Genomic DNA, 22,364 nt, shown 5'->3' on the forward strand with positions numbered 1-22,364 from the left:
TTTAAAAAAAGGGGTTGTGTTGGGAATGGAATGCTGTAGAATGCACATCCATCGGCGGTGATGTTAAATAAAACTTCTGATAAATCAGGCACTTGATTAAGTTGTTAAGATTTCGAATTGAGATTTTAAGATGAGATTGAAGTTGGGTTTGTTGGAAAAAATAATTAACATTATAGATTGACTTTTTAGAGATAGAGAGTAGTATAGCCGACCTAGCTTGATGCTGACGAAGCATTGAGAAGATCATTAAGAGAATATGAAGAACAACTTGTGTGGATTTTTACTAATTGATTGATCGAAATATTATCATTGATTGATTGGTTTAAATTACTCGAAGTTTATTTGAGAGAATTTGTCAGTACATTGATGAGCCAGAATTGTGACCTTAAGTCACTAATGATTTTTAACTGAAGAGTTTGATCATGGCTCAGATTGAACGCTGGCGGCAGGCTTAACACATGCAAGTCGAGCGGGGGAGATTGCTTCGGTAATTGACCTAGCGGCGGACGGGTGAGTAATACTTAGGAATCTGCCTATTAATGGGGGACAACATCTCGAAAGGGATGCTAATACCGCATACGCCCTACGGGGGAAAGCAGGGGATCACTTGTGACCTTGCGTTAATAGATGAGCCTAAGTCGGATTAGCTAGTTGGTGGGGTAAAGGCCTACCAAGGCGACGATCTGTAGCGGGTCTGAGAGGATGATCCGCCACACTGGGACTGAGACACGGCCCAGACTCCTACGGGAGGCAGCAGTGGGGAATATTGGACAATGGGGGGAACCCTGATCCAGCCATGCCGCGTGTGTGAAGAAGGCCTTATGGTTGTAAAGCACTTTAAGCGAGGAGGAGGCTCTTCTAGTTAATACCTAGGATGAGTGGACGTTACTCGCAGAATAAGCACCGGCTAACTCTGTGCCAGCAGCCGCGGTAATACAGAGGGTGCGAGCGTTAATCGGATTTACTGGGCGTAAAGCGTGCGTAGGCGGCTTTTTAAGTCGGATGTGAAATCCCCGAGCTTAACTTGGGAATTGCATTCGATACTGGGAAGCTAGAGTATGGGAGAGGATGGTAGAATTCCAGGTGTAGCGGTGAAATGCGTAGAGATCTGGAGGAATACCGATGGCGAAGGCAGCCATCTGGCCTAATACTGACGCTGAGGTACGAAAGCATGGGGAGCAAACAGGATTAGATACCCTGGTAGTCCATGCCGTAAACGATGTCTACTAGCCGTTGGGGCCTTTGAGGCTTTAGTGGCGCAGCTAACGCGATAAGTAGACCGCCTGGGGAGTACGGTCGCAAGACTAAAACTCAAATGAATTGACGGGGGCCCGCACAAGCGGTGGAGCATGTGGTTTAATTCGATGCAACGCGAAGAACCTTACCTGGTCTTGACATAGTAAGAACTTTCCAGAGATGGATTGGTGCCTTCGGGAACTTACATACAGGTGCTGCATGGCTGTCGTCAGCTCGTGTCGTGAGATGTTGGGTTAAGTCCCGCAACGAGCGCAACCCTTTTCCTTATTTGCCAGCACTTCGGGTGGGAACTTTAAGGATACTGCCAGTGACAAACTGGAGGAAGGCGGGGACGACGTCAAGTCATCATGGCCCTTACGACCAGGGCTACACACGTGCTACAATGGTCGGTACAAAGGGTTGCTACCTAGCGATAGGATGCTAATCTCAAAAAGCCGATCGTAGTCCGGATTGGAGTCTGCAACTCGACTCCATGAAGTCGGAATCGCTAGTAATCGCGGATCAGAATGCCGCGGTGAATACGTTCCCGGGCCTTGTACACACCGCCCGTCACACCATGGGAGTTTGTTGCACCAGAAGTAGGTAGTCTAACCGTAAGGAGGACGCTTACCACGGTGTGGCCGATGACTGGGGTGAAGTCGTAACAAGGTAGCCGTAGGGGAACCTGCGGCTGGATCACCTCCTTAACGAAAGATTGACGATTGGTAAGAATCCACAACAAGTTGTTCTTCATTGATGTATCTGAGGGTCTGTAGCTCAGTTGGTTAGAGCACACGCTTGATAAGCGTGGGGTCACAAGTTCAAGTCTTGTCAGACCCACCAAGTCTACTGAACACAGAAGAGCAGATATATTAAGATCTTAAGCTGGGGACTTAGCTTAGTTGGTAGAGCGCCTGCTTTGCACGCAGGAGGTCAACGGTTCGACTCCGTTAGTCTCCACCACTAATTACAGACTAAGTGATTACAGAACTTAGTAAGCCGATAGCTTATTAAGTTCTGTGATTTATCACAGTTAACTACTCGCTGACGAGGCGGTAGTGAATCATTAACAGAATATATTTGAGTTGAAATAATTGTTTAACTCGTTTTAGTTGATGTTAGCAAGCAATTGTTAATATTGAATGAAATGAGAACTAGCGATAAAACTGAATCAAGCGTTTTGGTATATGAATTAAATTGAAGCTGTATAGTGATTAAATTCACAGGCAACAAATAGAAGTGGTTGAATCCATATTGTTGATCCTCCTTGTAGGGATTAGCGACTGTTTGGGGTTGTATAGTCAAGTAATTAAGTGCATGTGGTGGATGCCTTGGCAGTCAGAGGCGATGAAAGACGTAATAGCCTGCGATAAGCTTCGGGGAGGCGGCAAATATCCTGTGATCCGGAGATTTCTGAATGGGGAAACCCACTTACCATAAGGTAGGTATCGCATGATGAATACATAGTCATGCGAGGCGAACGAGGGGAAGTGAAACATCTCAGTACCCTTAGGAAAAGAAATCAATTGAGATTCCCTCAGTAGCGGCGAGCGAACGGGGATCAGCCCATTAAGTTATATGTGTTTTAGCGGAAAGCTCTGGGAAGTGCTACCGTAGAGGGTGATAGTCCCGTACACGAAAGGGCACATATAATGATGACGAGTAGGGCGAGGCACGTGAAACCTTGTCTGAATATGGGGGGACCATCCTCCAAGGCTAAATACTCCTGACTGACCGATAGTGAACCAGTACCGTGAGGGAAAGGCGAAAAGAACCCCTGTGAGGGGAGTGAAATAGATCCTGAAACCGCATGCATACAAGCAGTGGGAGCCGACTTGTTCGGTGACTGCGTACCTTTTGTATAATGGGTCAGCGACTTATATTCAGTAGCAAGGTTAACCGTATAGGGGAGCCGTAGAGAAATCGAGTCTTAATAGGGCGTTTAGTTGCTGGGTATAGACCCGAAACCGGGTGATCTATCCATGAGCAGGTTGAAGGTTGGGTAACACTAACTGGAGGACCGAACCCACTGTCGTTGAAAAGCCAGGGGATGACTTGTGGATAGGGGTGAAAGGCTAATCAAACTCGGTGATAGCTGGTTCTCCCCGAAAGCTATTTAGGTAGCGCCTCGGACGAATACCATAGGGGGTAGAGCACTGTTTCGGCTAGGGGGTCATCCCGACTTACCAAACCGATGCAAACTCCGAATACCTATGAGTACTATCCGGGAGACAGACTGCGGGTGCTAACGTCCGTAGTCAAGAGGAAAACAATCCAGACCGCCAGCTAAGGCCCCAAAATTATAGTTAAGTGGGAAACGATGTGGGAAGGCATAGACAGCTAGGAGGTTGGCTTAGAAGCAGCCACCCTTTAAAGAAAGCGTAATAGCTCACTAGTCGAGTCGGCCTGCGCGGAAGATGTAACGGGGCTAAAACTATATGCCGAAGCTGCGGATGTATACTTAGTATACGTGGTAGGGGAGCGTTCTGTAAGCCGATGAAGGTGTATTGAGAAGTATGCTGGAGGTATCAGAAGTGCGAATGCTGACGTGAGTAACGACAATGCGAGTGAAAAACTCGCACGCTGAAAGACCAAGGGTTCCAGTCCAACGTTAATCGGGGCTGGGTGAGTCGACCCCTAAGGCGAGGCCGAGAGGCGTAGTCGATGGGAAATTGGTTAATATTCCAATACTTCTGTGTAATGCGATGAGAGGACGGAGAAAGTTAAGTCAGCCTGGCGTTGGTTGTCCAGGTGAAAGGCAGTAGGCATGCATCTTAGGCAAATCCGGGGTGCTCTATGCTGAGAGCTGATAGCAAGCTAGTTTACTAGCGAAGTGGCTGATACTATGCTTCCAGGAAAAGTCTCTAAGCTTCAGTTACACAGGAATCGTACCCGAAACCGACACAGGTGGTCAGGTCGAGTAGACCAAAGCGCTTGAGAGAACTCTGCTGAAGGAACTAGGCAAAATGGTACCGTAACTTCGGGAGAAGGTACGCTGCTGACGGTGATAGGACTTGCTCCTTGAGCTATTGGCAGCCACAGAAACCAGGCCCCTGCAACTGTTTATTAAAAACATAGCACTCTGCAAACACGAAAGTGGACGTATAGGGTGTGATGCCTGCCCGGTGCTGGAAGGTTAATTGATGGGGTTAGCGTAAGCGAAGCTCTTGATCGAAGCCCCAGTAAACGGCGGCCGTAACTATAACGGTCCTAAGGTAGCGAAATTCCTTGTCGGGTAAGTTCCGACCTGCACGAATGGCATAATGATGGGGGCGCTGTCTCCAGCAGAGACTCAGTGAAATCGAATTCGCCGTGAAGATGCGGTGTACCCGCGGCTAGACGGAAAGACCCCGTGAACCTTTACTGCAGCTTGACATTGAACTTTGATCTTACTTGTGTAGGATAGGTGGGAGGCTTTGAAGTAGTGACGCCAGTTGCTATGGAGCCATCCTTGAAATACCACCCTGGTAATATTGAGGTTCTAACTCTGTCCCGTTATCCGGGACGAGGACCATGTCTGGTGGGTAGTTTGACTGGGGCGGTCTCCTCCTAAAGAGTAACGGAGGAGTACGAAGGTGCGCTCAGCGTGGTCGGAAATCACGCGTAGAGTATAAAGGCAAAAGCGCGCTTAACTGCGAGACCCACAAGTCGAGCAGGTACGAAAGTAGGTCTTAGTGATCCGGTGGTTCTGTATGGAAGGGCCATCGCTCAACGGATAAAAGGTACTCTGGGGATAACAGGCTGATACCGCCCAAGAGTTCATATCGACGGCGGTGTTTGGCACCTCGATGTCGGCTCATCTCATCCTGGGGCTGAAGCAGGTCCCAAGGGTATGGCTGTTCGCCATTTAAAGAGGTACGCGAGCTGGGTTTAGAACGTCGTGAGACAGTTCGGTCCCTATCTACCGTGGGCGTTGGAAATTTGAGAGGATCTGCTCCTAGTACGAGAGGACCAGAGTGGACGAACCTCTGGTGTACCGGTTGTGACGCCAGTCGCATCGCCGGGTAGCTATGTTCGGAAGGGATAACCGCTGAAAGCATCTAAGCGGGAAGCCTACCTCAAGATAAGATTTCCCTAGGACTTTATGTCCTCTAAAGAGCCGTTGAAGACTACGACGTTGATAGGTTGGATGTGGAAGTGCGGTGACGCATGAAGCTGACCAATACTAATTGCTCGTGAGGCTTGACTATACAACACCCAAGCAGTTGTATACGAACTTCGAAAGAAGTAAGCATCATTTGATTCATAAAAGATCAAACATACTTGATTTAGTTGTAAAGCTAGTTAAAATATTCAACTCAAATGTTCTGTTAAACTCATTTGGTACGAAGTAAGGCATTTAAATAAGACCCGAACAAGTCCATAACAGTTTGCTGGCGACAATAGCAAGAGTGAACCACCTGATCCCTTCCCGAACTCAGAAGTGAAACCTCTTAGCGCTGATGGTAGTGTGGGGTTACCCATGTGAGAGTAAGTCATCGCCAGCTTTTAAATCTAAAACACCCCGGTCTCTAGCGAGAACGGGGTGTTTTTTTATGCGCAGTGCTTATTATCGGTCGGAATGAAAGAGATCTAGTCATATTAAGTAAATTGATGACTGAATTCGGTCAATAATGAATTGTTGACCTTTAAAATTTTTAGCTAAATAATAATTGAACAAAAAAATGGTGCTCCTTATGAAACTTAACTCATTTTCACCTATTGCTGATAATGAAGAAGAATTACATCTTCCTGAACTGGTCTATGCCGCATCTTTAGGGGAATTGGAACAGGTTGAACAACTGTTATCGCAAGGTATCGACGTCAACCAAACTGACGATGAAGGCTATAGTGCGCTACAAGCTGCGGCGGAGAATGATCACTTAGATATCGTTAAATTATTAATTTCTAAAGGTGCAGACAAAGACTATAAAAGCCAATTTACAGCATTAGAACTTGCGGAAATGGCTGAAAATAAACAGATTATTGTGTATTTAAATAGCTTGTAGATTCTCAAACAACGTGATGTGAATCAGATATTCTATAGATATAAAAAGAAAACCCCATCATCCTGATGGGGTTTTCTTTGTATTGGTGTGTTAGATCTGACTCCTGTCGAATCTCACGTTCCTGATGCTCAGACGCTTTATTGTTGTTTTATGTCTGGGAAACTTCCTGTTCCCTATAACTATAGAATATAAGAATGTGCTTTGATCGTATAGATGACAATCGCTGTGATTGATGTAAGCATTTTCTTACAAAGACAACATGGCAATTAATTTATATCAATATTATTTGCCATAAGTCCTTTGCCTTGTGCTTCAGCAATCAAGCGTTCAGCAGATTCACGGTTTTTACGCAGTCCAGGCATACGGAACTCAGTATGACCATAGTCGTGGATTCGTGTCCAACGTCCACCCCATGTTAAACCTACAGATTCAGCAACAACCCCATATAATTGGTAGCCTTTCCATGCCCAAGGATCTCGTTCAGAAATAACAACTTTACCATCTCGTTTAAAGGCAACATCGGCTGCTAAACCAAACTGATGATAACTTTGATAAGCTTTGGCTAAAGTCGTGGCTGTATTGCCAGATAAACGAGTTTGACGCTCTGGACTACGATAACCTTCTAAAAGCACCATTTCATAGCCATGACGTTCTTTCATGATTTTAAAGACCATCAGTAAACGTTGCTTATAACTTGGATGCATTTTATCCCATTTCCGGTCAACCATAGCTGTATCGAAGCTGCTACGTTGATCTCCAATTCCTTCATTATCAATAACCGATGGATTTACACTCGGGACTTGATGATTTGGAACAGGGTTTTCTCTTTCTAATATCTGTGCTTGAACAATCGCAGCATCAATTAAGCTTTCCTCCACTGCTGGAGGAGGGGTTAAAACCTCGCCATTTAATAGCGCATAAATTTGAGGGTCAGTTTTTCTTAAATATTCTGCTTCAACCTTAGTCGGATCAATTGGTCGTGTAAATGCAAAAACAAGAATACTGGAAAGCAAAAAGAAACCCGCAATCAAGATCCACCATTGCTGTAAATGCCAATGGGTTTGGGTTTGATTGGCTGAAGCCGCTTGGTTCATTTGTTCTGCAAAGTGCTTTGCAGAAGCTAGCTTTCTCTTACCTTGTGGTAAAAGTGCTTTAAGGTAGTCTAAAGTTTTATGTCTAATTTCATAAGACATGAGAAAAGTTAGACCAAGCACCAAAAAGATAAAACAAATGACAACAAACAAAATCATGGTTTGTTTTCTATGACTTTGCGGTCTATCGTCACTTTCACTGTACCTTCAGGGGAAGCCTCTTGCACTTCTTCTTTTTTAGGTACGGCTTCTTTTTCAGTGGGTTTAGCAGAAGCTTCTGCTTTAGCTTCTACTTTCGCTTTTGGTATTGGTTTTGCGGTTATTGCAGCTTGTGGTCTAGTTGCAGCTGACTGCGGCACTGGTTTAGCCTCAGGTTTTAGCATTTGTTCAAATGGGGAGGCATTCGGAATTGGATTTTTTTGAGCAGCAACCTTATTTTCATGTTTAAAAATCTGATTAAAATCTTTCTCATTGATATGCTGCTTATATGCACCGACATTTTCATCGTGATGATTGGTTGTTGTTTCTTCAGCATGCACATCGCGTAACTCAGGTTCTTGTGTTGCAACCGAATCTGTATTGGTACTGGTATTTTCTGTTGGTTTGATATTGATAAAAACAAAAAAGAAAATAGCAGAAATAACCATCCCAGCAATTAAACCAAGTAGAAAAACAGATGATTTCCCCAATGTTTTTTTAGCGGGTTTACTTTGTAATATACGAATAGATGTTTGTTTTTCTTGTGTCATAATTCAACCTGTCAAGGCAATTGAATAGTGATATGTGCTTGTTCAGCAGGTGCAGAAATCACATTATTAAATTTCGCAATAGAAGCATCTTCTGTTTTATTCAACATGAATTTTAGGCCAGCGAAAGCTAGTACAGCAAATAACAACAGGAAAATTAAAATCCAAACAAAGGGTAATTCTTTATGAATAATATTTTTGATTTGATCTGGTAAAGCTGCAAAAGGAGAAAAAGCGGTCTTTTTGCCTTTTAAATAATCGATTTCATCACCGACCCGAGCCACAAGATGATTTAAACTTTCAATCGATTCAATACGATACTTACCTTGAAAGCCAAGTAATAAGCAATAATGATAGACTTCGAGTGAAGCCAATCGCTCTTTACCACGAGCACGGATCAGTTCGAGAAACTCAAAGAAACGATAACCTGCAAGTTGTGAACCAAATAAAGTTAATTGAAGTGGGCTGATTAACCAATGATTTTGTAGGTTAAAAAATGATGGATCTTGTTGGGTAACAATGGTTTCATCAATTAAGGCACAATATGCATATTTTGCATCATGAATATCTTCAGGAGAAAACTGCAGTTTTTTTGCTTGATGTTCAAATCGATTCAACAAGTCTAAAATTTTGTCTTTAAAGCCGTTTGCATTTTCTGGAACATACTGATTCTTCAATAAGAATACAATATAAAATCCGTCATGTAGAAGATCGACTAAATTGGTTGCTTGTGTGATTTTGGATTGTTGAGGTAAAGAACCTCCACCAATTTGTCCATCATCAAACAGTGAGGGGGCAATATTATTCTGGCTCATGACATACTCCTCGCTTAACCATTCATCACTGCAATTAATTCAATACTGATATCTTGGAAACCTGCAGGGACATAAATACAGATGGTTTCAGAATCAAGCATACGTTGATACATTTCATGATGTGGTTCAATTTCAAAATAATTCACACCAGAACGTACCGGAATAGCAGTTGGAATTTGGACTAAATGATGAATTGGGATTGCAGGAAGTGCCGCAACAACACGTTGTTCAACATCAACAGTATTCCCGACTTTGAAACGCAGCGGGACAATTTGAATCAGTTCATGGGTTTGCATCATGCTACTAGAAACAGCAATATAAAGCCTTGATTCTTTAGTAATTTTATCTGTTTCCAAACTTCCCACCCAATAAGATGGGCGAATTTCTTTCAGTGCAATACTGATATAACGGCTTGAAATAATTGTATCGAGCAATTCGCGTAAAATTTTATCAAGCTGGCTAAAGCTATCTTGCAAGTTATGATGTTGATATTGTGGCAAATGCTCAACTTCGTATGCGGTCGAGAATGTCAGCAATGAGCCAGTTAAACGCAGAAGTTCAAAAAATAGTTTTTCAGGGTGAATCTGCGGATTTTGTAACAGATGATTCAAGGTCGCATGAGCGGTATTTAGTGCATTGACCAACCAGAATGAAACAATATCACCCGATCTAAATTCAATGAGCTTTTGTTCATTTTCACGGTTATTGGTTTGAATCATCTTAATTTTGGCACGAACAACGTTCAGTGTTCGCTTCAAATTTGCCAATAAGGTTTCATTTGACTGAATATGTAAAATTGGTGGAATATATTTTGAATCAATTTCAAAATTCCCTGAGCTATGACGCCGGATTTTTCCGATGGCGAGATATAAAAAACCATCTAAATCTTGATTTGGATCTGCTTGAACATCAAAAAGTTTAAATTCAGTTCGGCGTCGAAGAAATGTAATTTCAGCAGGGGATGCATCAGTAAAAAGATCATGAGTTTCATTCAAATATGAATGGTAGCGAGCAGGTTGTTTATCCTGTTCATCAGAGATGTTCTTCTTATTGGGTTGTAAAATAGGCAATGCTAAGTAGATTAACATTTCCCCACGTAAGTTCAGTTCATCCAATAAAATCGGTTGTGGTAACAGATCTTTGGCTGGTGCTTGGTAAATTTCACCATCCTGCCAAATCATATCAATTTGCTCTAAAGCAAGTACATGTGTGCCCAGTTGTGTTTCGTCAAATCGAAGATTTTTAATTCCATAAGGATAAGGAATCGTTGAACGAATGGTGTGATTAAGTCGTTGTTCTTGGTACGTGTCTTGTAATTGGAAGTGTTGTGGTCTTAAAAATAAACCTTCACCCCAAAGAACTTTTTCTGCTTTAAACATAGATGATTACCATTCAGAAGATTCATTATTTTGGTTTACGCCCAATAACTCATGAATAGAATCAAGGGGATTATCATTTTTAATGACTTGAGTTAACCATTCATGTAAAGGCATTTGGCTCCATTTAATTGTTTTTTGCAGCATATAACTCACAGGACTATGCGGCTCGTTGGTTTGAAAGTAATCAGCAATCTCTTGTAAAACCCGCATTGCCTGTTCACGATTTTGTAAATGGCTTTGTGGTTGAGGTTGAAATGTTTGCGCTTGCGGAATTGGAGCTGAATGCGTTGTTTCTGTTACCGGCATGGTCATTTGAGCTGGGGTATCTTCAACTGTGGTTGTATTGTTATTATTCCCAAATGAGTCGGCTTTATAGATTTTTTTCAGATTCATTTGAATATTTTCAAACTGCGAATCGATACTTGCAAAGCTCGGTGCTTCCAGCTCCATCAGTGCATCTAATGTTTGTTTGATAATATTCCAATGCTGCAAAATTTCTTGAAATTGCTGATAATTTTGATATTGAAAAGTTCGAGAAGTATTGAAAAGCGCTTGATTGAATTGATCTAACTCTAAGGATGCTTCTACACTGTCAGAATCTTCTGCTTGCTTACGACGATTATTCTGTAAGTGTAAGAATTTTTCGTATTGCGCAAGTGAATAAAACGGTTGAATGTTGATGAGCGGAACATTCTTTACCAAGCTCGGTAATTGGGTGGTAAAACCTTGCAGTAATCCTAGGCGTTGATCTAAGTCATCATCTTCAATTTCAGGATGAATCTTCAACCAGAACTGTTCTAAAACACGGTGACTCAGTTCTAGCCCTTTAATTAGCCCTTCGAAGCCATAGAGGTTTGTCCAAGCTTCTGTAAGCCATGTTAATAAACGAATATCTTTGGTTTTTTGCGTGAGTAATTGGATTGATTTTTCTGCAACAAATGACCAGTCGGCTTGCTTTGGTTCAGAAATCCAATCACCTTGGTCTAATAAAGGATCATCATGGGTACGTGCTTTTTTAATTTCGTGAAACTCATTGGAAAAAGACAAATCTTCTCCACACGGATGAGCATCAGAAATAGGCTCTAATAAGACGTCTAAATTTATATCCATTTTCTATACTCGTATATATTTAAGCTTCCACAACTTTTGACTTTTTGCTCGACTTTTTCTTTGCTGGCTTCGCTTGTGGATCTAACAGGTAAATGATTTCATCATCTTTCGTATCAATATGAATGACTTTTGGAATTTTTTGTTCAGCCAAAGCCACCAATATTTCAGTGGCTAAAGCAGGTAACACAGAGGCATTTAAAATATTATCAACATTACGTGCACCACTATCAACTTCAGTGCAACGACTTAGAATCAATTCGATTAAATCATCGCTATATGTCACTTTCGTTTCATACTGTTTTTCGAGTCGTGCTGTAATTTTTCCGAGTTTATGCTCAATAATTCTGACTAAAAGATCATCATGTAGCGGGAAGTATGGGACAATTCGCATACGGCCTAAGAATGCCGGCTTAAATTGTTTGTATAAGCTTGGTTTGAGTTGTTCAGTCAGCTCTTCAGCACTTGGCCATTCTTCGACAGGTTGATTTAGGCATGCTTGCATGATGGCATTTGACCCTGTATTTGAAGTCAGTAATATCGTGGTGTTTTTAAAATCAATCACACGACCTTCACCATCTTCGAGTGTACCTTTATCAAAAACTTGATAGAACAGCTCTTGGACATCGCTGTGTGCTTTTTCAATCTCGTCTAATAACACAACGCTATACGGATTACGTCGAACGGCTTCAGTCAAAACACCGCCTTGACCATACCCGACATATCCTGGAGGCGCGCCTTTAAGCGAAGAAACCGTATGCGCCTCTTGGTATTCAGACATATTGATAGTGATTAAATGTGACTCACCACCATAAAGTTCATTGGCAAGTGCTAAGGCAGTTTCTGTTTTACCCACACCGCTTGGACCAACAAGCATGAAAACACCCTGTGGTTTATTTGGGTCTTCTAAACGTGCTTTTGAGGTTTTAATACCTTGAACCAACTGATGTAGGGCATAATCTTGTCCCATCACCCGTTTTTCAAGTTTTTCTTCCAGACTGAGAATTTGCTTAATTTCATCATTGACCATTTTGCCAACAGGAATACCAGTCCAGTCTGAAATAATTTCATTAATAATTTGGGCATTTACACGTTCAAAGACCAGTGGTTGCTGACCTTGTAACACAGATAACTGCGTACGTGTATTGAAGATCTCATCTTTGTTTGAATCGGCCTGTTCTGCGGTTTCTAATGCTTGGATTTTTTGAATCAGAGCCAATTCAGCTTGCCATTGTTGTTCTGTTTGCTGAATTTCTTGATCAAGTAATTCCAATGATGATGTTAACTGAGTTAAACGCTCTTCATGAATTGGCTGGTGACGGTGTTCACTTTCAATAATATTGAATTCAAGATTTAAATTATGTTGTTGTGCTTTGAGTTGATCGAGTTTGACTGGTTGAGCATTTTGGGTTAGCGCAACACGAGCTGCAGCGGTGTCAAGCACACTAATGGCTTTATCCGGGAGTTGGCGGCCACTAATATAACGATGTGAAGAATGAACAGCGGTGATAATCGCTTCATCATCAATACGTAAATTAAAGTGATTGGCCATCACTGGAATCATGGCACGTAGCATATCGATCGCGACTTCTTCAGTCGGTTCTTCTACTTTGACCACTTGGAAACGACGACTTAAAGCAGCATCTTTTTCAAAATACTGTTTATATTCGGCCCAAGTTGTAGCTGCAATGGTGCGTAATTCACCCCGCGCAAGTGCAGGTTTTAATAAGTTCGCTGCATCATTTTGCCCAGCCTGGCCGCCGGCGCCAATCATGGTATGGGCTTCATCAATAAACAGAATAATCGGATGTGAAGACTGTTGCACTTCTTGAATAACTTGTTTTAAGCGGTTTTCAAACTCACCTTTAACACTTGCGCCTGCTTGTAACAGCCCCATATCCAAAGAGTGTAATTGGACATTTTTTAATGCATCAGGCACTTGGTTCTGTGAGATCTTTAATGCCAGACCTTCCACAACTGCCGTTTTACCCACACCAGGTTCACCCGTTAAAATAGGATTGTTTTGACGACGGCGCATTAAGATATCAAGCATTAAACGGATTTCATATTCACGTCCAATGACCGGATCAATCCCACCTTTTTGTGCTTTTTCAGTTAAATTAATGGTGAATTGATCTAATGCAGGTGTCTTGTTGTTCGAAGCATGATTGTCTGTTAGGGTATTTTTAAGTTCTGCTTCTTGCTCTTGATCATTTGTTGGGATATTTTCGGTACTCTTTACACAAATTTCCAAGAATTTATGTTTCATCGTATCGATGGGAAACAGATCAAATAAGCTTGATGCTCGAATGGCAATTTGGTAAAGATCAGATGCTGTTAAAAGAGCAATCAATAAATGACTGCTTCGAATCACTGGATCTTGTTCAGCTGAAGCAAGTAACCATGCTTGCTCAAGGAGTCTAACAATTGATTTGGAAAAAATAGGTGTACGGGTATTTCCTTTAGGAAGTTGAGAAATACACTCTAATAAATCCGTTAAAAGTGCATCTTTTGAAATTTTGTATTTATTAAGTATAAGTTCAAGATCATTGGATTGTTGTTCTAATAATTTGACAAAAAAATGTTCGATTTCGATTTCAAAATTTTGATGGTTTACACATAAATTGGCGGATTGTTCTAAAGATGTACGTGAGGATGCTGATAACTTTTTAATCAAAACTTTTAGATCTGTCATTTTCTGTCTCTCTCAAAAAACTTTATTTCTAGGCAAATAAATTCTAAATTTTCTAGCCTATAAATTTGGCATTAAAATTAGTATATTGAAATCAAATATTTAATAATTTTTTAAAAATCACTGGAAATATTTTACATAAAAAAAAACTTTTGTGAAGATAGGATATTATGTATATTATACAACCAATTAAAAAAGTCATTTTTATCAAACGGTTAAAATATTGATACGAAATTTAACTTGACGAGAGCACGTTTTTTTAGTCTTATTTTTAAGTCTTTAACGAAATTGCTTAATTATACATATTTATAAAACATCAAAAGTAAATTTATTGAATAACTGAATCAAGTAAATATTGAGGTTGGATTTTGAAGAATTTTATTCCATATATTTTAGTTCTTGGCACATCATTGGCGACTACATTTGTCTACGCGGATGGTGAAATCAAACTAAAAAGATCCTGTATAAAAGATTACCCAATGGTTGAGGGAGAAACTAATCCTGAGTTGTTGGCGGTCTATTCACAATTGTGTGATAAGAAAAATAAAGACAATAAAAACAAACTGTTGGTCTCGGCAGCAGAAAAGTTTCAGCAAATTGGGAAAAATGATAAAGCCATCCAAATTGTTAATTATTTAGAAGCGCAAAATATACAAAGCAATGAGTTAACGGATGTCAAATTCCTTGCAGGAATTGGCTTAGCTTCTGACGCATTGAATAAAATGCGTACGCGTGAAATGAGATATTTGACTGAGGATAAAACCTATCCTGTTGCAAAAAGTTTTACTGACGCAGTTAGACAAGCAATGCCAGCAGCAGTTTTGGTTGAAAAAAATCAGGAAAGTGCTCCAGTTGTAGAGCGTGCTCGTCCTCAGAAGGTAAGTCGCCCTCAGAAGAGTCGTACTACACCAACACGCTCAACGCCTGCTACAAAACCAGCTACAAAGCCTACTGCGACGCCAGCGAAACCGAAGTCTACGTCATCAGCACCAAGACCGAATTTCCCAACATAATTTATTGCCCAAATTAATGGATAACAAAAATGTCAAAACGTGAAAGTGTACAGAAGAAATTACAGCGAATCCGACCACCACGTGTTCAACTGACTTATGATGTTGAAGTCGGTGATGGTAAAGAAATTAAAGAACTACCGTTTGTTGTGGGTGTTTTAGGTGACTTTTCAGCTGCTTCTGAGTTAGAAAAAACCAAATTAAAAGATAAAAAATTTATCAATGTCGACTTAGAAAACATTGATGAAGTGATGGAGTCATTGTCTCCACGAGCTGCATATCAAGTTGAAAATACGTTAACTGAAGAGGGTGGGCGTATGTCAGTCGATTTAACTTTTAAATCGATGGAAGATTTCAGACCAGAACAAGTAGTACAACAAGTAGAGCCATTGAGAAAATTAGTTGAAGCTCGTGAACGTTTAACAGATTTGAGAAACAAAATTTCAAATAGTGAGCGTTTGGAAGATTTACTGGATGAAGTCTTACAAAATACTGATCAGATTCGTAAATTAAGTGCTGAGGCGGGTCCTGAAAATGAGTAATTTACAAACCAATACTGCGCAAGATGCAGCCGTAGAAGAAGTAAGTTTACTTGATTCTATCGTGGAACGCAGCCGAATTGCACGCAATGACGAAGAGCATGACCGTGCTAAAAGCTTGATTGGTGAGTTGGCCAAAGAAGTAATGGCAGGAACAATCACTGTTTCAGAAAATATGTCTTTGTCGATTGATAAACGTATTGCTGAAATAGATGCGTTGATTTCAAAACAGCTCAGTAAAATCATGCACAATGAGCAGTTTCAAAAAATTGAATCAACTTGGCGTGGTTTGTATTACTTCTGTCAAGAGTCCCCATCAAATCCATTGATCAAAATTCGTATGTTAAATACAACGAAAAAAGAATTGGTCAAAGATTTTCAAGGTGCAACAGATTTCGATCAAAGCACCTTGTTTAAAAAAGTTTATGAAGAAGAATATGGATCATTCGGTGGTGCACCTTATGCGACATTGATCGGTGATTTTGAGTTTGACCGCACACCTTCAGATATGTATCTGTTAGAACAGATTTCACATGTTGCAGCAGCAGCACATGCTCCGTTTATTTCGGCAGCAAGCAGCAATATGTTAGGTCTTGAATCATTTACTGATATTGATCGTCCACGTGATGTTTCAAAAGTATTTGAAACAGCAGAATATGTACAGTGGCGTTCTTTCCGTGAAAGTGATGACGCTCGTTATGTTGCGTTGACAATGCCACGCGTTTTAGGCCGTTTGCCTTATGATCCAAAAGAAGGTTGGGCGACTGAAGGCTTTAACTTTGTAGAAGAAGTTTCAGGGCAAAACCATGATGAATATTTGTGGATGAATGCAGCTTATGCGTTTGGTACCCGTTTGACCAATGCATTTGATCTCCATGGTTGGTGTGCTGCGATTCGCGGTGTTGAAGGTGGTGGTATGGTCGAAGGCTTACCAGTACATACTTTTAAAACCAATGACGGTGAAGTTGTATTTAAGTGTCCAACAGAAATTGCGATCACTGACCGTCGTGAGAAAGAGCTGAGTGACTTAGGTTTTATTCCATTAGTTCATTGTAAAAATACAGATTACGCAGCATTTTTTGGTGCGCAGTCTACGCAAAAACCGAAGAAGTATGACAGTGATACAGCAAATGCGAATTCGTCCTTATCTAGCCAGATCCAATACATCATGGCTGTTTCTCGAATTGCACATTACTTAAAAGCAATGATGCGAGATAAAGTCGGAAGCTTTGCTTCAGCAGGTAATGTAGAAGCATTTTTAAATGAATGGCTATCACAATATGTATTGCTTGATGATGGTGCTTCACAAGAAGCAAAAGCGCAGTATCCATTGCGTGAAGCTTCTGTAAAAGTTGTAGAGAATCCTGCAGAGCCAGGGCACTACAAGTCTGTGGTCTTCTTAAGACCGCATTTCCAGCTAGATGAGTTGTCGGTTTCTTTGCGACTTGTCACTGAGTTACCTCAGTCCTCGAATTAAAATAGAGCGTGGCTAAATAATAACTTTAAAAAATAAGGGTAAATCCAATGAAAGATATATACGTTCAATTTCAAGGTAAGTACAAAGTTGATGGCGAGTCACGTGATTCTGAGCACAAAAATTGGCTAGAAGTTAATTCTTGGTCTCATAATATTCGTCAGCCAAAATCTGCGACTTCTTCAAGCGTTGGTGGTCATACTGCTGAACGTGTAGAACACTCAGATATGCTTTTTGTTAAAGATTTGGATGCAACTAGTCCAAAACTTTGGGAAGCATGTTCTGCGGGTTATACATTTGATGAAGTTCAAATTGACTTCTACCGCGCAAATGGTGACAAACGTATTAAGTACCTTCAAATCAAACTTAAGCATGTACTTGTTTCAAGTGTAACGCCTACGGTAAATGAAGAAGGTGTTCCAACTGAAGCATTTGGTCTAAAATATGCTGCGGTTGAGTGGACTTATAATCAACAAGATATTAACGGTTCTGCTAAAGGTGCCGTTACTAAGAAATGGTCTCTTTCTAACAATACTGCATCTTACGCTGCTTAATTGTTTGTTGAAACAGATAGGGACTTGGGTCCCTATCTGTTTCATATTATTAGAATATACATTATGAATTTAGATCAACTTTACCCCTATGGATTTCGATCTACACTATTTGATCGTTTAATTGTTGAAGATGATTATATAAAAGGGCTTTCTATTCATGAGTTAAGAGAGTCTGTTGCCCATGATTTAGAAGACTTATTAAATACACGAATTGCCAAACTGGATTTGGAAATCGATGATTTCCCTTTAGTCAAAAAGTCTATCATACAGTTTGGTATTATTGATTTTGTTGGACTTTCAACCGCAAATCCAACTGATCGGGATACTATCTGTCAATCTATAGAACAGTCGATTGCTGCTCATGAGCCACGCTTAAAACAAATTAAAGTAGAAATGCAGTTAGATGACCAAAATGTTGGCTCGTTATGTTTAAGCATTCAAGCTTATTTAAATATTCACCCACTTTATGAACCTGTAATTTTTGATGCCTTACTTAAGCCAACAACACAGCAATATGTGATTTCTGCCAGATCTTAAAATAAAGTAGGTATGTCGTGATAGAAGAACTTTTACCGTATTATGAAAAGCAATTACAAGAATTTGGACAGCAGTCTCGTGCTTTTGCAGATAAATACCCGAAAATTGCACAACGATTATCTTTAAATCAAGAACAAATTGATGATCCTCATATTGAACGCCTTATACAGGCATTTTCTTTAATTGCTGCACGTATCGATAAAAAGTTAGCTGATAGTTACGACATCTTTACCCGTTCTTTATTTGAGGTAATGTTTCCTCAATATTTACGTCATTTTCCAGCGTGTTCAGTGGTGAGTTTTGAAGACTTAAATAAGCAAAAACAATTGACGGATGTTCACATTATTCCCAAAGGAACCACTTTAAAGTCAAGAAGTTTCAAAGGTGTCCAATGTGAGTTTAATACCAGTGCTGAAGTTAAATTATTGCCTATTCAACTGGAAAGTCTGAGTTTTCAAACCAATCCCAGTGCACATATTCATTTAAACCAAAATGCGACATTAAATTTAAAATTTGAATTATTAAACCCTGCTAAAAATTGGTTAAAAAATGAAAAGCTGCCCATTTATCTGGATGCCATTTCAAACTTTCCTTTGCAAGTTTTAGATCATATTTTCCATAAAGAAACCAGTTTTAGTCTTCGCATCAATAACAAGGTTGTGCCGATAAAAAATCCGTTTGAAGTGATCGGTTTTGATGAAAATGAAAGTTTATTGCCCGTTGATCAACATACACATCATGCTTATCGATTATTAATCGAATATTTCTGTTTTCCTGAAAAGTTTAGTTATTTAAATTTGAATTTAGATTTTTTAAAATTATTAAAAGAAGAAAATTTGAGTTTTGAAGTTCAAATCCATTTAAAACTGAATTTAAATGATCAAGCCATCATCCGCAACTATTCAGAATTGAATGTGGCAAATTTTAAGTTATTTACCAGCCCTGTCGTCAATTTATTTGAGAAACAAGCTGAGCCACAAAAAATCAATCATAAAAACTTAGAATATCCTTTAATGACAGATGCACATCATCCTGAATTCTATCAAGTGTATTCAATCGTTGAAATGAATTTAATCCGTGAAAAAAGTAATCAAGATCAAGTGGTTTACCCAATTCTACCTTTCTTTGCGATGAGTCATTATCATGGTGACGATATTCAGTTTTTTTATGCGTTAAATCCAACGGTTTTACAAAATCAATATGTAGAAACGGGCTATTCGATTATTTCTAAACAATTAGAACCACACAGTATTAAGTCTGATTTTGTAAGTTGTAAGTTGTTATGTTCCAATCGTGAATTACCGCACGAAGCTTTGGGTCAGTCAAACAACGTCTTGAACTTGAATGACAGTACCGTTGCTCGTCGTGCATTGGTGTTAAAGAGACCTACAGCACCCTTCCAATTTGAAAAAAATAAGAATGAACAATGGCGTATTATTTCGCACCTTTCATTAAATACTTTAGCCTTAATGAAAGGTGATGCTGTAAGTCATATTAAAGAATTGCTAGAGCTTTATAACTTACCTAAATCTAAAGAAAATCATTTAATTATTGATGCAATTAAAAAAATTGAATTTGAAATCACCAATAAACTCGTTGAAGCCAAACCCTTTCCAATGTTTGTACGCGGGGTTAAGGTTTTAATGGATGTCGATGTCCAAGTCTTTAGAGGGCATAGCTTATATATTTTCAGCGAATTGATCAGTCATATTTTTAACTTAAAAGTACAGATGAACAGCTTTGTTGACGTTTTTGTTCGAGATTTAAATACAAAACAGGAGTTATACCAATGCGTACAGAACGTTGGTGGCAAGAAGCTTCTGTAATTGATGAGCTTTTTAAAACCCCTACAGCTTTTGAATTTATACAAACCACACGATTATTTAGACATGCGCCCAATACCGCTTTTTTAAAGAATTGGTCTGACGATTTTCTTTTTGAAAGTTCATTAAACTTGAACTTTCCAAAACATGAAATTGAATTACTCGAACAACAAGACGAAAAAATTCATCTTACAAATTTGATTGTCGGTTTAACCGGTATGCAAGGTGCAATGCCGTATACCTATACTAATAAAGTGAAACAAACACCGCGTAAACAGCGTGTTGAAGTTCAAAAGTTTCTAGGTTTATTTAATCATAAGCTTACGGCTCAATTTGTTGAAGCAAGTTTAAGTTATAACTTGCCTGTACGTTATGAAGTTGAAAAAGAAAATAATTACTTAGAAATCTTGCATGCTTTAAATGGTTATATTAGGACACAACATCAACAGAGTGATCTAGATGACTATTTTGCTGAGTTTTCTGGGCTTATGCAGGGTCAAAATAATACAGCTCATGCATTAAAGACAATGTTGACCTGTGTATTCAATCAACAAGTTGAAGTCAAAGAATATATTACTGAAAAGTTTAAACTCGGGAATGAGCAGAAAACTACTTTGGGAGGGGACCGACCTTTCTTGTTAGGTGTAAATACATTCTGTGGAGAGACGATTCGACAAATAGATGGAAAAATCGAGATTCAAATTGGACCGTTGAGCCATGCACAGTATTTAGAATTTTTACCCAAGAAAAAATTAAGTAAGAAGTTAAAAAAAATTCTGCAAAGTTGGTGTAGTCCAACCTTATTTGTCGATTTACGTTTAGTCTTGGCAAAAGAGGAAGTCCAGCCTTTACAACTAAGTTCAACAACACAAATTGGTTTGGCACAAGGTGCTTTTGTGATGCCAAAAACTCAAAGTGACAATGATGAAACGTGTTATGCACTGATTGGAGTGTCATAAGTGATCAAAATAATTTTAGGAACTTTAATCAGTACCATATTACTAGTTTCGGTAATCGTGGTATTTTATTGGCGTGATATTAAATATGACCCAAATGGGCAAGATTTTCTGATTTTCTTTGGCGTGATTCCAGCTGCGATTACTTTGTTAATCCTGAGCCCAATGTTGATCAAAAAGATTTATCAAAGCCACCAAGAGAAGAAAGAACAACAAAGAATTGAGGCAGAGCAACGTTCAGAACAACAAATCACTGAAGCTAAAGTTGAAGAAAAAATTGAATGGGTAGACTTGAAAGTTTATTCAGCCACAAGCTTAAGTGCCTTAGGCGAAAATGAAGCACAGCTTGATCAGCTTCAAGATGTGGCAAGTCCTGAACTTGATTCGCAATTGGTCAATGGTTATGGTTTACCGATTCTTTCATTCCGTGTTCAAGATATTGAAGAACCGTTAGAGGATGAGGCATCTAGTCTTTCTAGTCGTCAAAAGCGTATAAGTGCATTAATTCAGCAGCAATTAGAACAGAATACTGAAACTTTATATCAAATTGCAGAGCACCTAAAAAACTCCGCACTCTTTTATGATGCCAAACTTGCACATGAATATCGTATGCATCCTGCTTGGATTGACCCTCATCATGACGATGAAGATGAGCCGATTGAACAACAGGTCGCAGAAGCAGTACCTCGACTTAATTATTTGAATATTCACATTATTTTGCCAGAAAATTTATTCCATAGCTGGGATGAAAGTTCAGCTTCAGAATTGGTTCACCATTATCTTACTGAACTGGGCATTCTCGATCAGCAATTTGGCACTGAATATCATTATTGGGGTGAAACAACTGCGTATAAAGACTGGATTAAGTTGCTAAAAAGAACCCAACTTTTGGATTCTGAGGTATCACTGTTTATTGCAGTAGATTCAGAAATTGATCAAGAAACCATAGATGATCGGACGTGGATGACTGAAAAATATATTCCATCTGAGTATATCAGTACTTGTTGTATGACAAATACCCAGGTCGAATTGCAAAATTTACAAGCAATAAAGTATATTCGAATTGCTTTAAATTCTGATCAGGCATCTAAAACATTAAAAGAGTTGAATTTAGACCAAGCAGAACAGTTTGATCAAGAACAGCCCTTTGTCTTGGTCTTAGACGACCCAGCAGAGATCAAGCTGTTAAAGAAACTTGAACAAAACTTTGCCGAAACAGCTATTGAAGCGCATCATTATCTTTACAGTAAAAATAGCCTAGGCCATACCCAACCCTTAGCCAAAGTTTTTGGTTTTATGTTGAGTTTGCACTTTAAAGATGAGTTGTACGGTTATGTTTATAGTGCTGAACATCAGCAAACCCAAGTGATTGTTGGGACTGAGTTTGCATAGAACTTACAGATAAATTTAGAAAGAA

Annotated in this window: 15 protein-coding genes, 2 tRNA genes and 3 rRNA genes; 14 read left to right on the forward strand and 6 right to left on the reverse strand. The window is 39.6% G+C overall.

The window, feature by feature from the left end:
- The first annotated feature begins 404 nt into the window (after positions 1-404).
- The 6 genes from AC2G3J_RS00005 to AC2G3J_RS00030 all read left to right on the forward strand — a co-directional run bounded on the left by AC2G3J_RS00005 (position 405) and on the right by AC2G3J_RS00030 (position 6,224).
- Positions 405-1,943: ribosomal RNA gene (locus AC2G3J_RS00005) — 16S ribosomal RNA — on the forward strand.
- Positions 1,944-2,002: 59 nt separating this feature from the next.
- Positions 2,003-2,079: transfer RNA gene (locus AC2G3J_RS00010), tRNA-Ile, on the forward strand.
- Positions 2,080-2,123: 44 nt separating this feature from the next.
- A tRNA-Ala gene (locus AC2G3J_RS00015) sits at positions 2,124-2,199 on the forward strand.
- Between the two features lie 336 nt (positions 2,200-2,535).
- Positions 2,536-5,426 (forward strand): 23S ribosomal RNA (locus AC2G3J_RS00020).
- Positions 5,427-5,608: 182 nt separating this feature from the next.
- Positions 5,609-5,723, forward strand: a 5S ribosomal RNA gene (gene rrf, locus AC2G3J_RS00025).
- The 16S, 23S and 5S rRNA genes sit together here with 2 tRNA genes alongside, the layout of an rRNA operon.
- Positions 5,724-5,912: 189 nt before the next feature.
- Positions 5,913-6,224: an ankyrin repeat domain-containing protein gene (locus tag AC2G3J_RS00030; protein WP_419819809.1), complete on the forward strand. Its 312-nt coding sequence runs from the start codon at positions 5,913-5,915 to the stop codon at positions 6,222-6,224.
- 266 nt (positions 6,225-6,490) lie between these two features.
- On the opposite strand, the gene AC2G3J_RS00035 is transcribed toward AC2G3J_RS00030, so the two are convergent.
- From AC2G3J_RS00035 to tssH, 6 genes are read right to left on the reverse strand one after another with little or no spacing between them, the layout of a single operon-like run.
- Positions 6,491-7,474 carry a M15 family metallopeptidase gene (locus AC2G3J_RS00035; protein ID WP_483770495.1) on the reverse strand — a complete coding sequence of 328 codons (984 nt, stop codon included), beginning with the start codon at positions 7,472-7,474 and terminating at the stop codon, positions 6,491-6,493.
- Entirely contained in the window at positions 7,471-8,064 is a 594-nt protein-coding gene (locus AC2G3J_RS00040; protein ID WP_336953854.1) for a hypothetical protein, read from the reverse strand. The genes AC2G3J_RS00035 and AC2G3J_RS00040 overlap by 4 nt, the downstream gene beginning before the upstream one ends.
- A gap of 11 nt (positions 8,065-8,075) precedes the next feature.
- Positions 8,076-8,876, reverse strand: coding sequence for a type IVB secretion system protein IcmH/DotU (gene icmH / locus AC2G3J_RS00045; RefSeq protein WP_336953853.1), 801 nt, complete (start codon positions 8,874-8,876; stop codon positions 8,076-8,078).
- A gap of 14 nt (positions 8,877-8,890) precedes the next feature.
- Positions 8,891-10,255: a type VI secretion system baseplate subunit TssK gene (gene tssK, locus AC2G3J_RS00050; RefSeq protein WP_004823587.1), complete on the reverse strand. Its 1,365-nt coding sequence runs from the start codon at positions 10,253-10,255 to the stop codon at positions 8,891-8,893.
- Positions 10,256-10,261: 6 nt separating this feature from the next.
- A complete protein-coding gene (gene tssA, locus AC2G3J_RS00055) occupies positions 10,262-11,365 on the reverse strand; it encodes a type VI secretion system protein TssA (protein WP_419360136.1) in 1,104 nt (367 codons plus the stop codon).
- Between the two features lie 19 nt (positions 11,366-11,384).
- Positions 11,385-14,057 (reverse strand): type VI secretion system ATPase TssH, encoded by a 2,673-nt coding sequence (gene tssH / locus AC2G3J_RS00060; protein WP_419360135.1) that lies wholly within the window; start codon positions 14,055-14,057, stop codon positions 11,385-11,387.
- Between the two features lie 365 nt (positions 14,058-14,422).
- On the opposite strand from tssH, the gene AC2G3J_RS00065 reads away from it, so the two are divergent.
- The 8 genes from AC2G3J_RS00065 to AC2G3J_RS00100 all read left to right on the forward strand — a co-directional run bounded on the left by AC2G3J_RS00065 (position 14,423) and on the right by AC2G3J_RS00100 (position 22,339).
- A complete protein-coding gene (locus AC2G3J_RS00065; protein WP_419360133.1) occupies positions 14,423-15,067 on the forward strand; it encodes a hypothetical protein in 645 nt (214 codons plus the stop codon).
- A 29-nt stretch (positions 15,068-15,096) separates the two neighbouring features.
- Positions 15,097-15,606, forward strand: coding sequence for a type VI secretion system contractile sheath small subunit (gene tssB / locus AC2G3J_RS00070; protein ID WP_004723560.1), 510 nt, complete (start codon positions 15,097-15,099; stop codon positions 15,604-15,606).
- Positions 15,599-17,080 carry a type VI secretion system contractile sheath large subunit gene (tssC, locus tag AC2G3J_RS00075; RefSeq protein WP_336953850.1) on the forward strand — a complete coding sequence of 494 codons (1,482 nt, stop codon included), beginning with the start codon at positions 15,599-15,601 and terminating at the stop codon, positions 17,078-17,080. Before tssB ends, tssC begins: the two co-directional genes overlap by 8 nt.
- A gap of 47 nt (positions 17,081-17,127) precedes the next feature.
- Positions 17,128-17,631: an Hcp family type VI secretion system effector gene (locus tag AC2G3J_RS00080; RefSeq protein WP_004723558.1), complete on the forward strand. Its 504-nt coding sequence runs from the start codon at positions 17,128-17,130 to the stop codon at positions 17,629-17,631.
- A 63-nt stretch (positions 17,632-17,694) separates the two neighbouring features.
- Entirely contained in the window at positions 17,695-18,168 is a 474-nt protein-coding gene (tssE, locus tag AC2G3J_RS00085) for a type VI secretion system baseplate subunit TssE (RefSeq protein ID WP_034617192.1), read from the forward strand.
- 17 nt (positions 18,169-18,185) lie between these two features.
- A complete protein-coding gene (gene tssF / locus AC2G3J_RS00090) occupies positions 18,186-19,994 on the forward strand; it encodes a type VI secretion system baseplate subunit TssF (protein WP_419819812.1) in 1,809 nt (602 codons plus the stop codon).
- Positions 19,958-20,950, forward strand: a complete 993-nt coding sequence (tssG, locus tag AC2G3J_RS00095; protein ID WP_336953848.1) for a type VI secretion system baseplate subunit TssG — start codon at positions 19,958-19,960, stop codon at positions 20,948-20,950. Before tssF ends, tssG begins: the two co-directional genes overlap by 37 nt.
- A complete protein-coding gene (locus tag AC2G3J_RS00100) occupies positions 20,951-22,339 on the forward strand; it encodes a hypothetical protein (protein WP_419328487.1) in 1,389 nt (462 codons plus the stop codon).
- Positions 22,340-22,364 lie beyond the last annotated feature (25 nt).

Source organism: Acinetobacter legionensis (genome assembly GCF_057165765.1).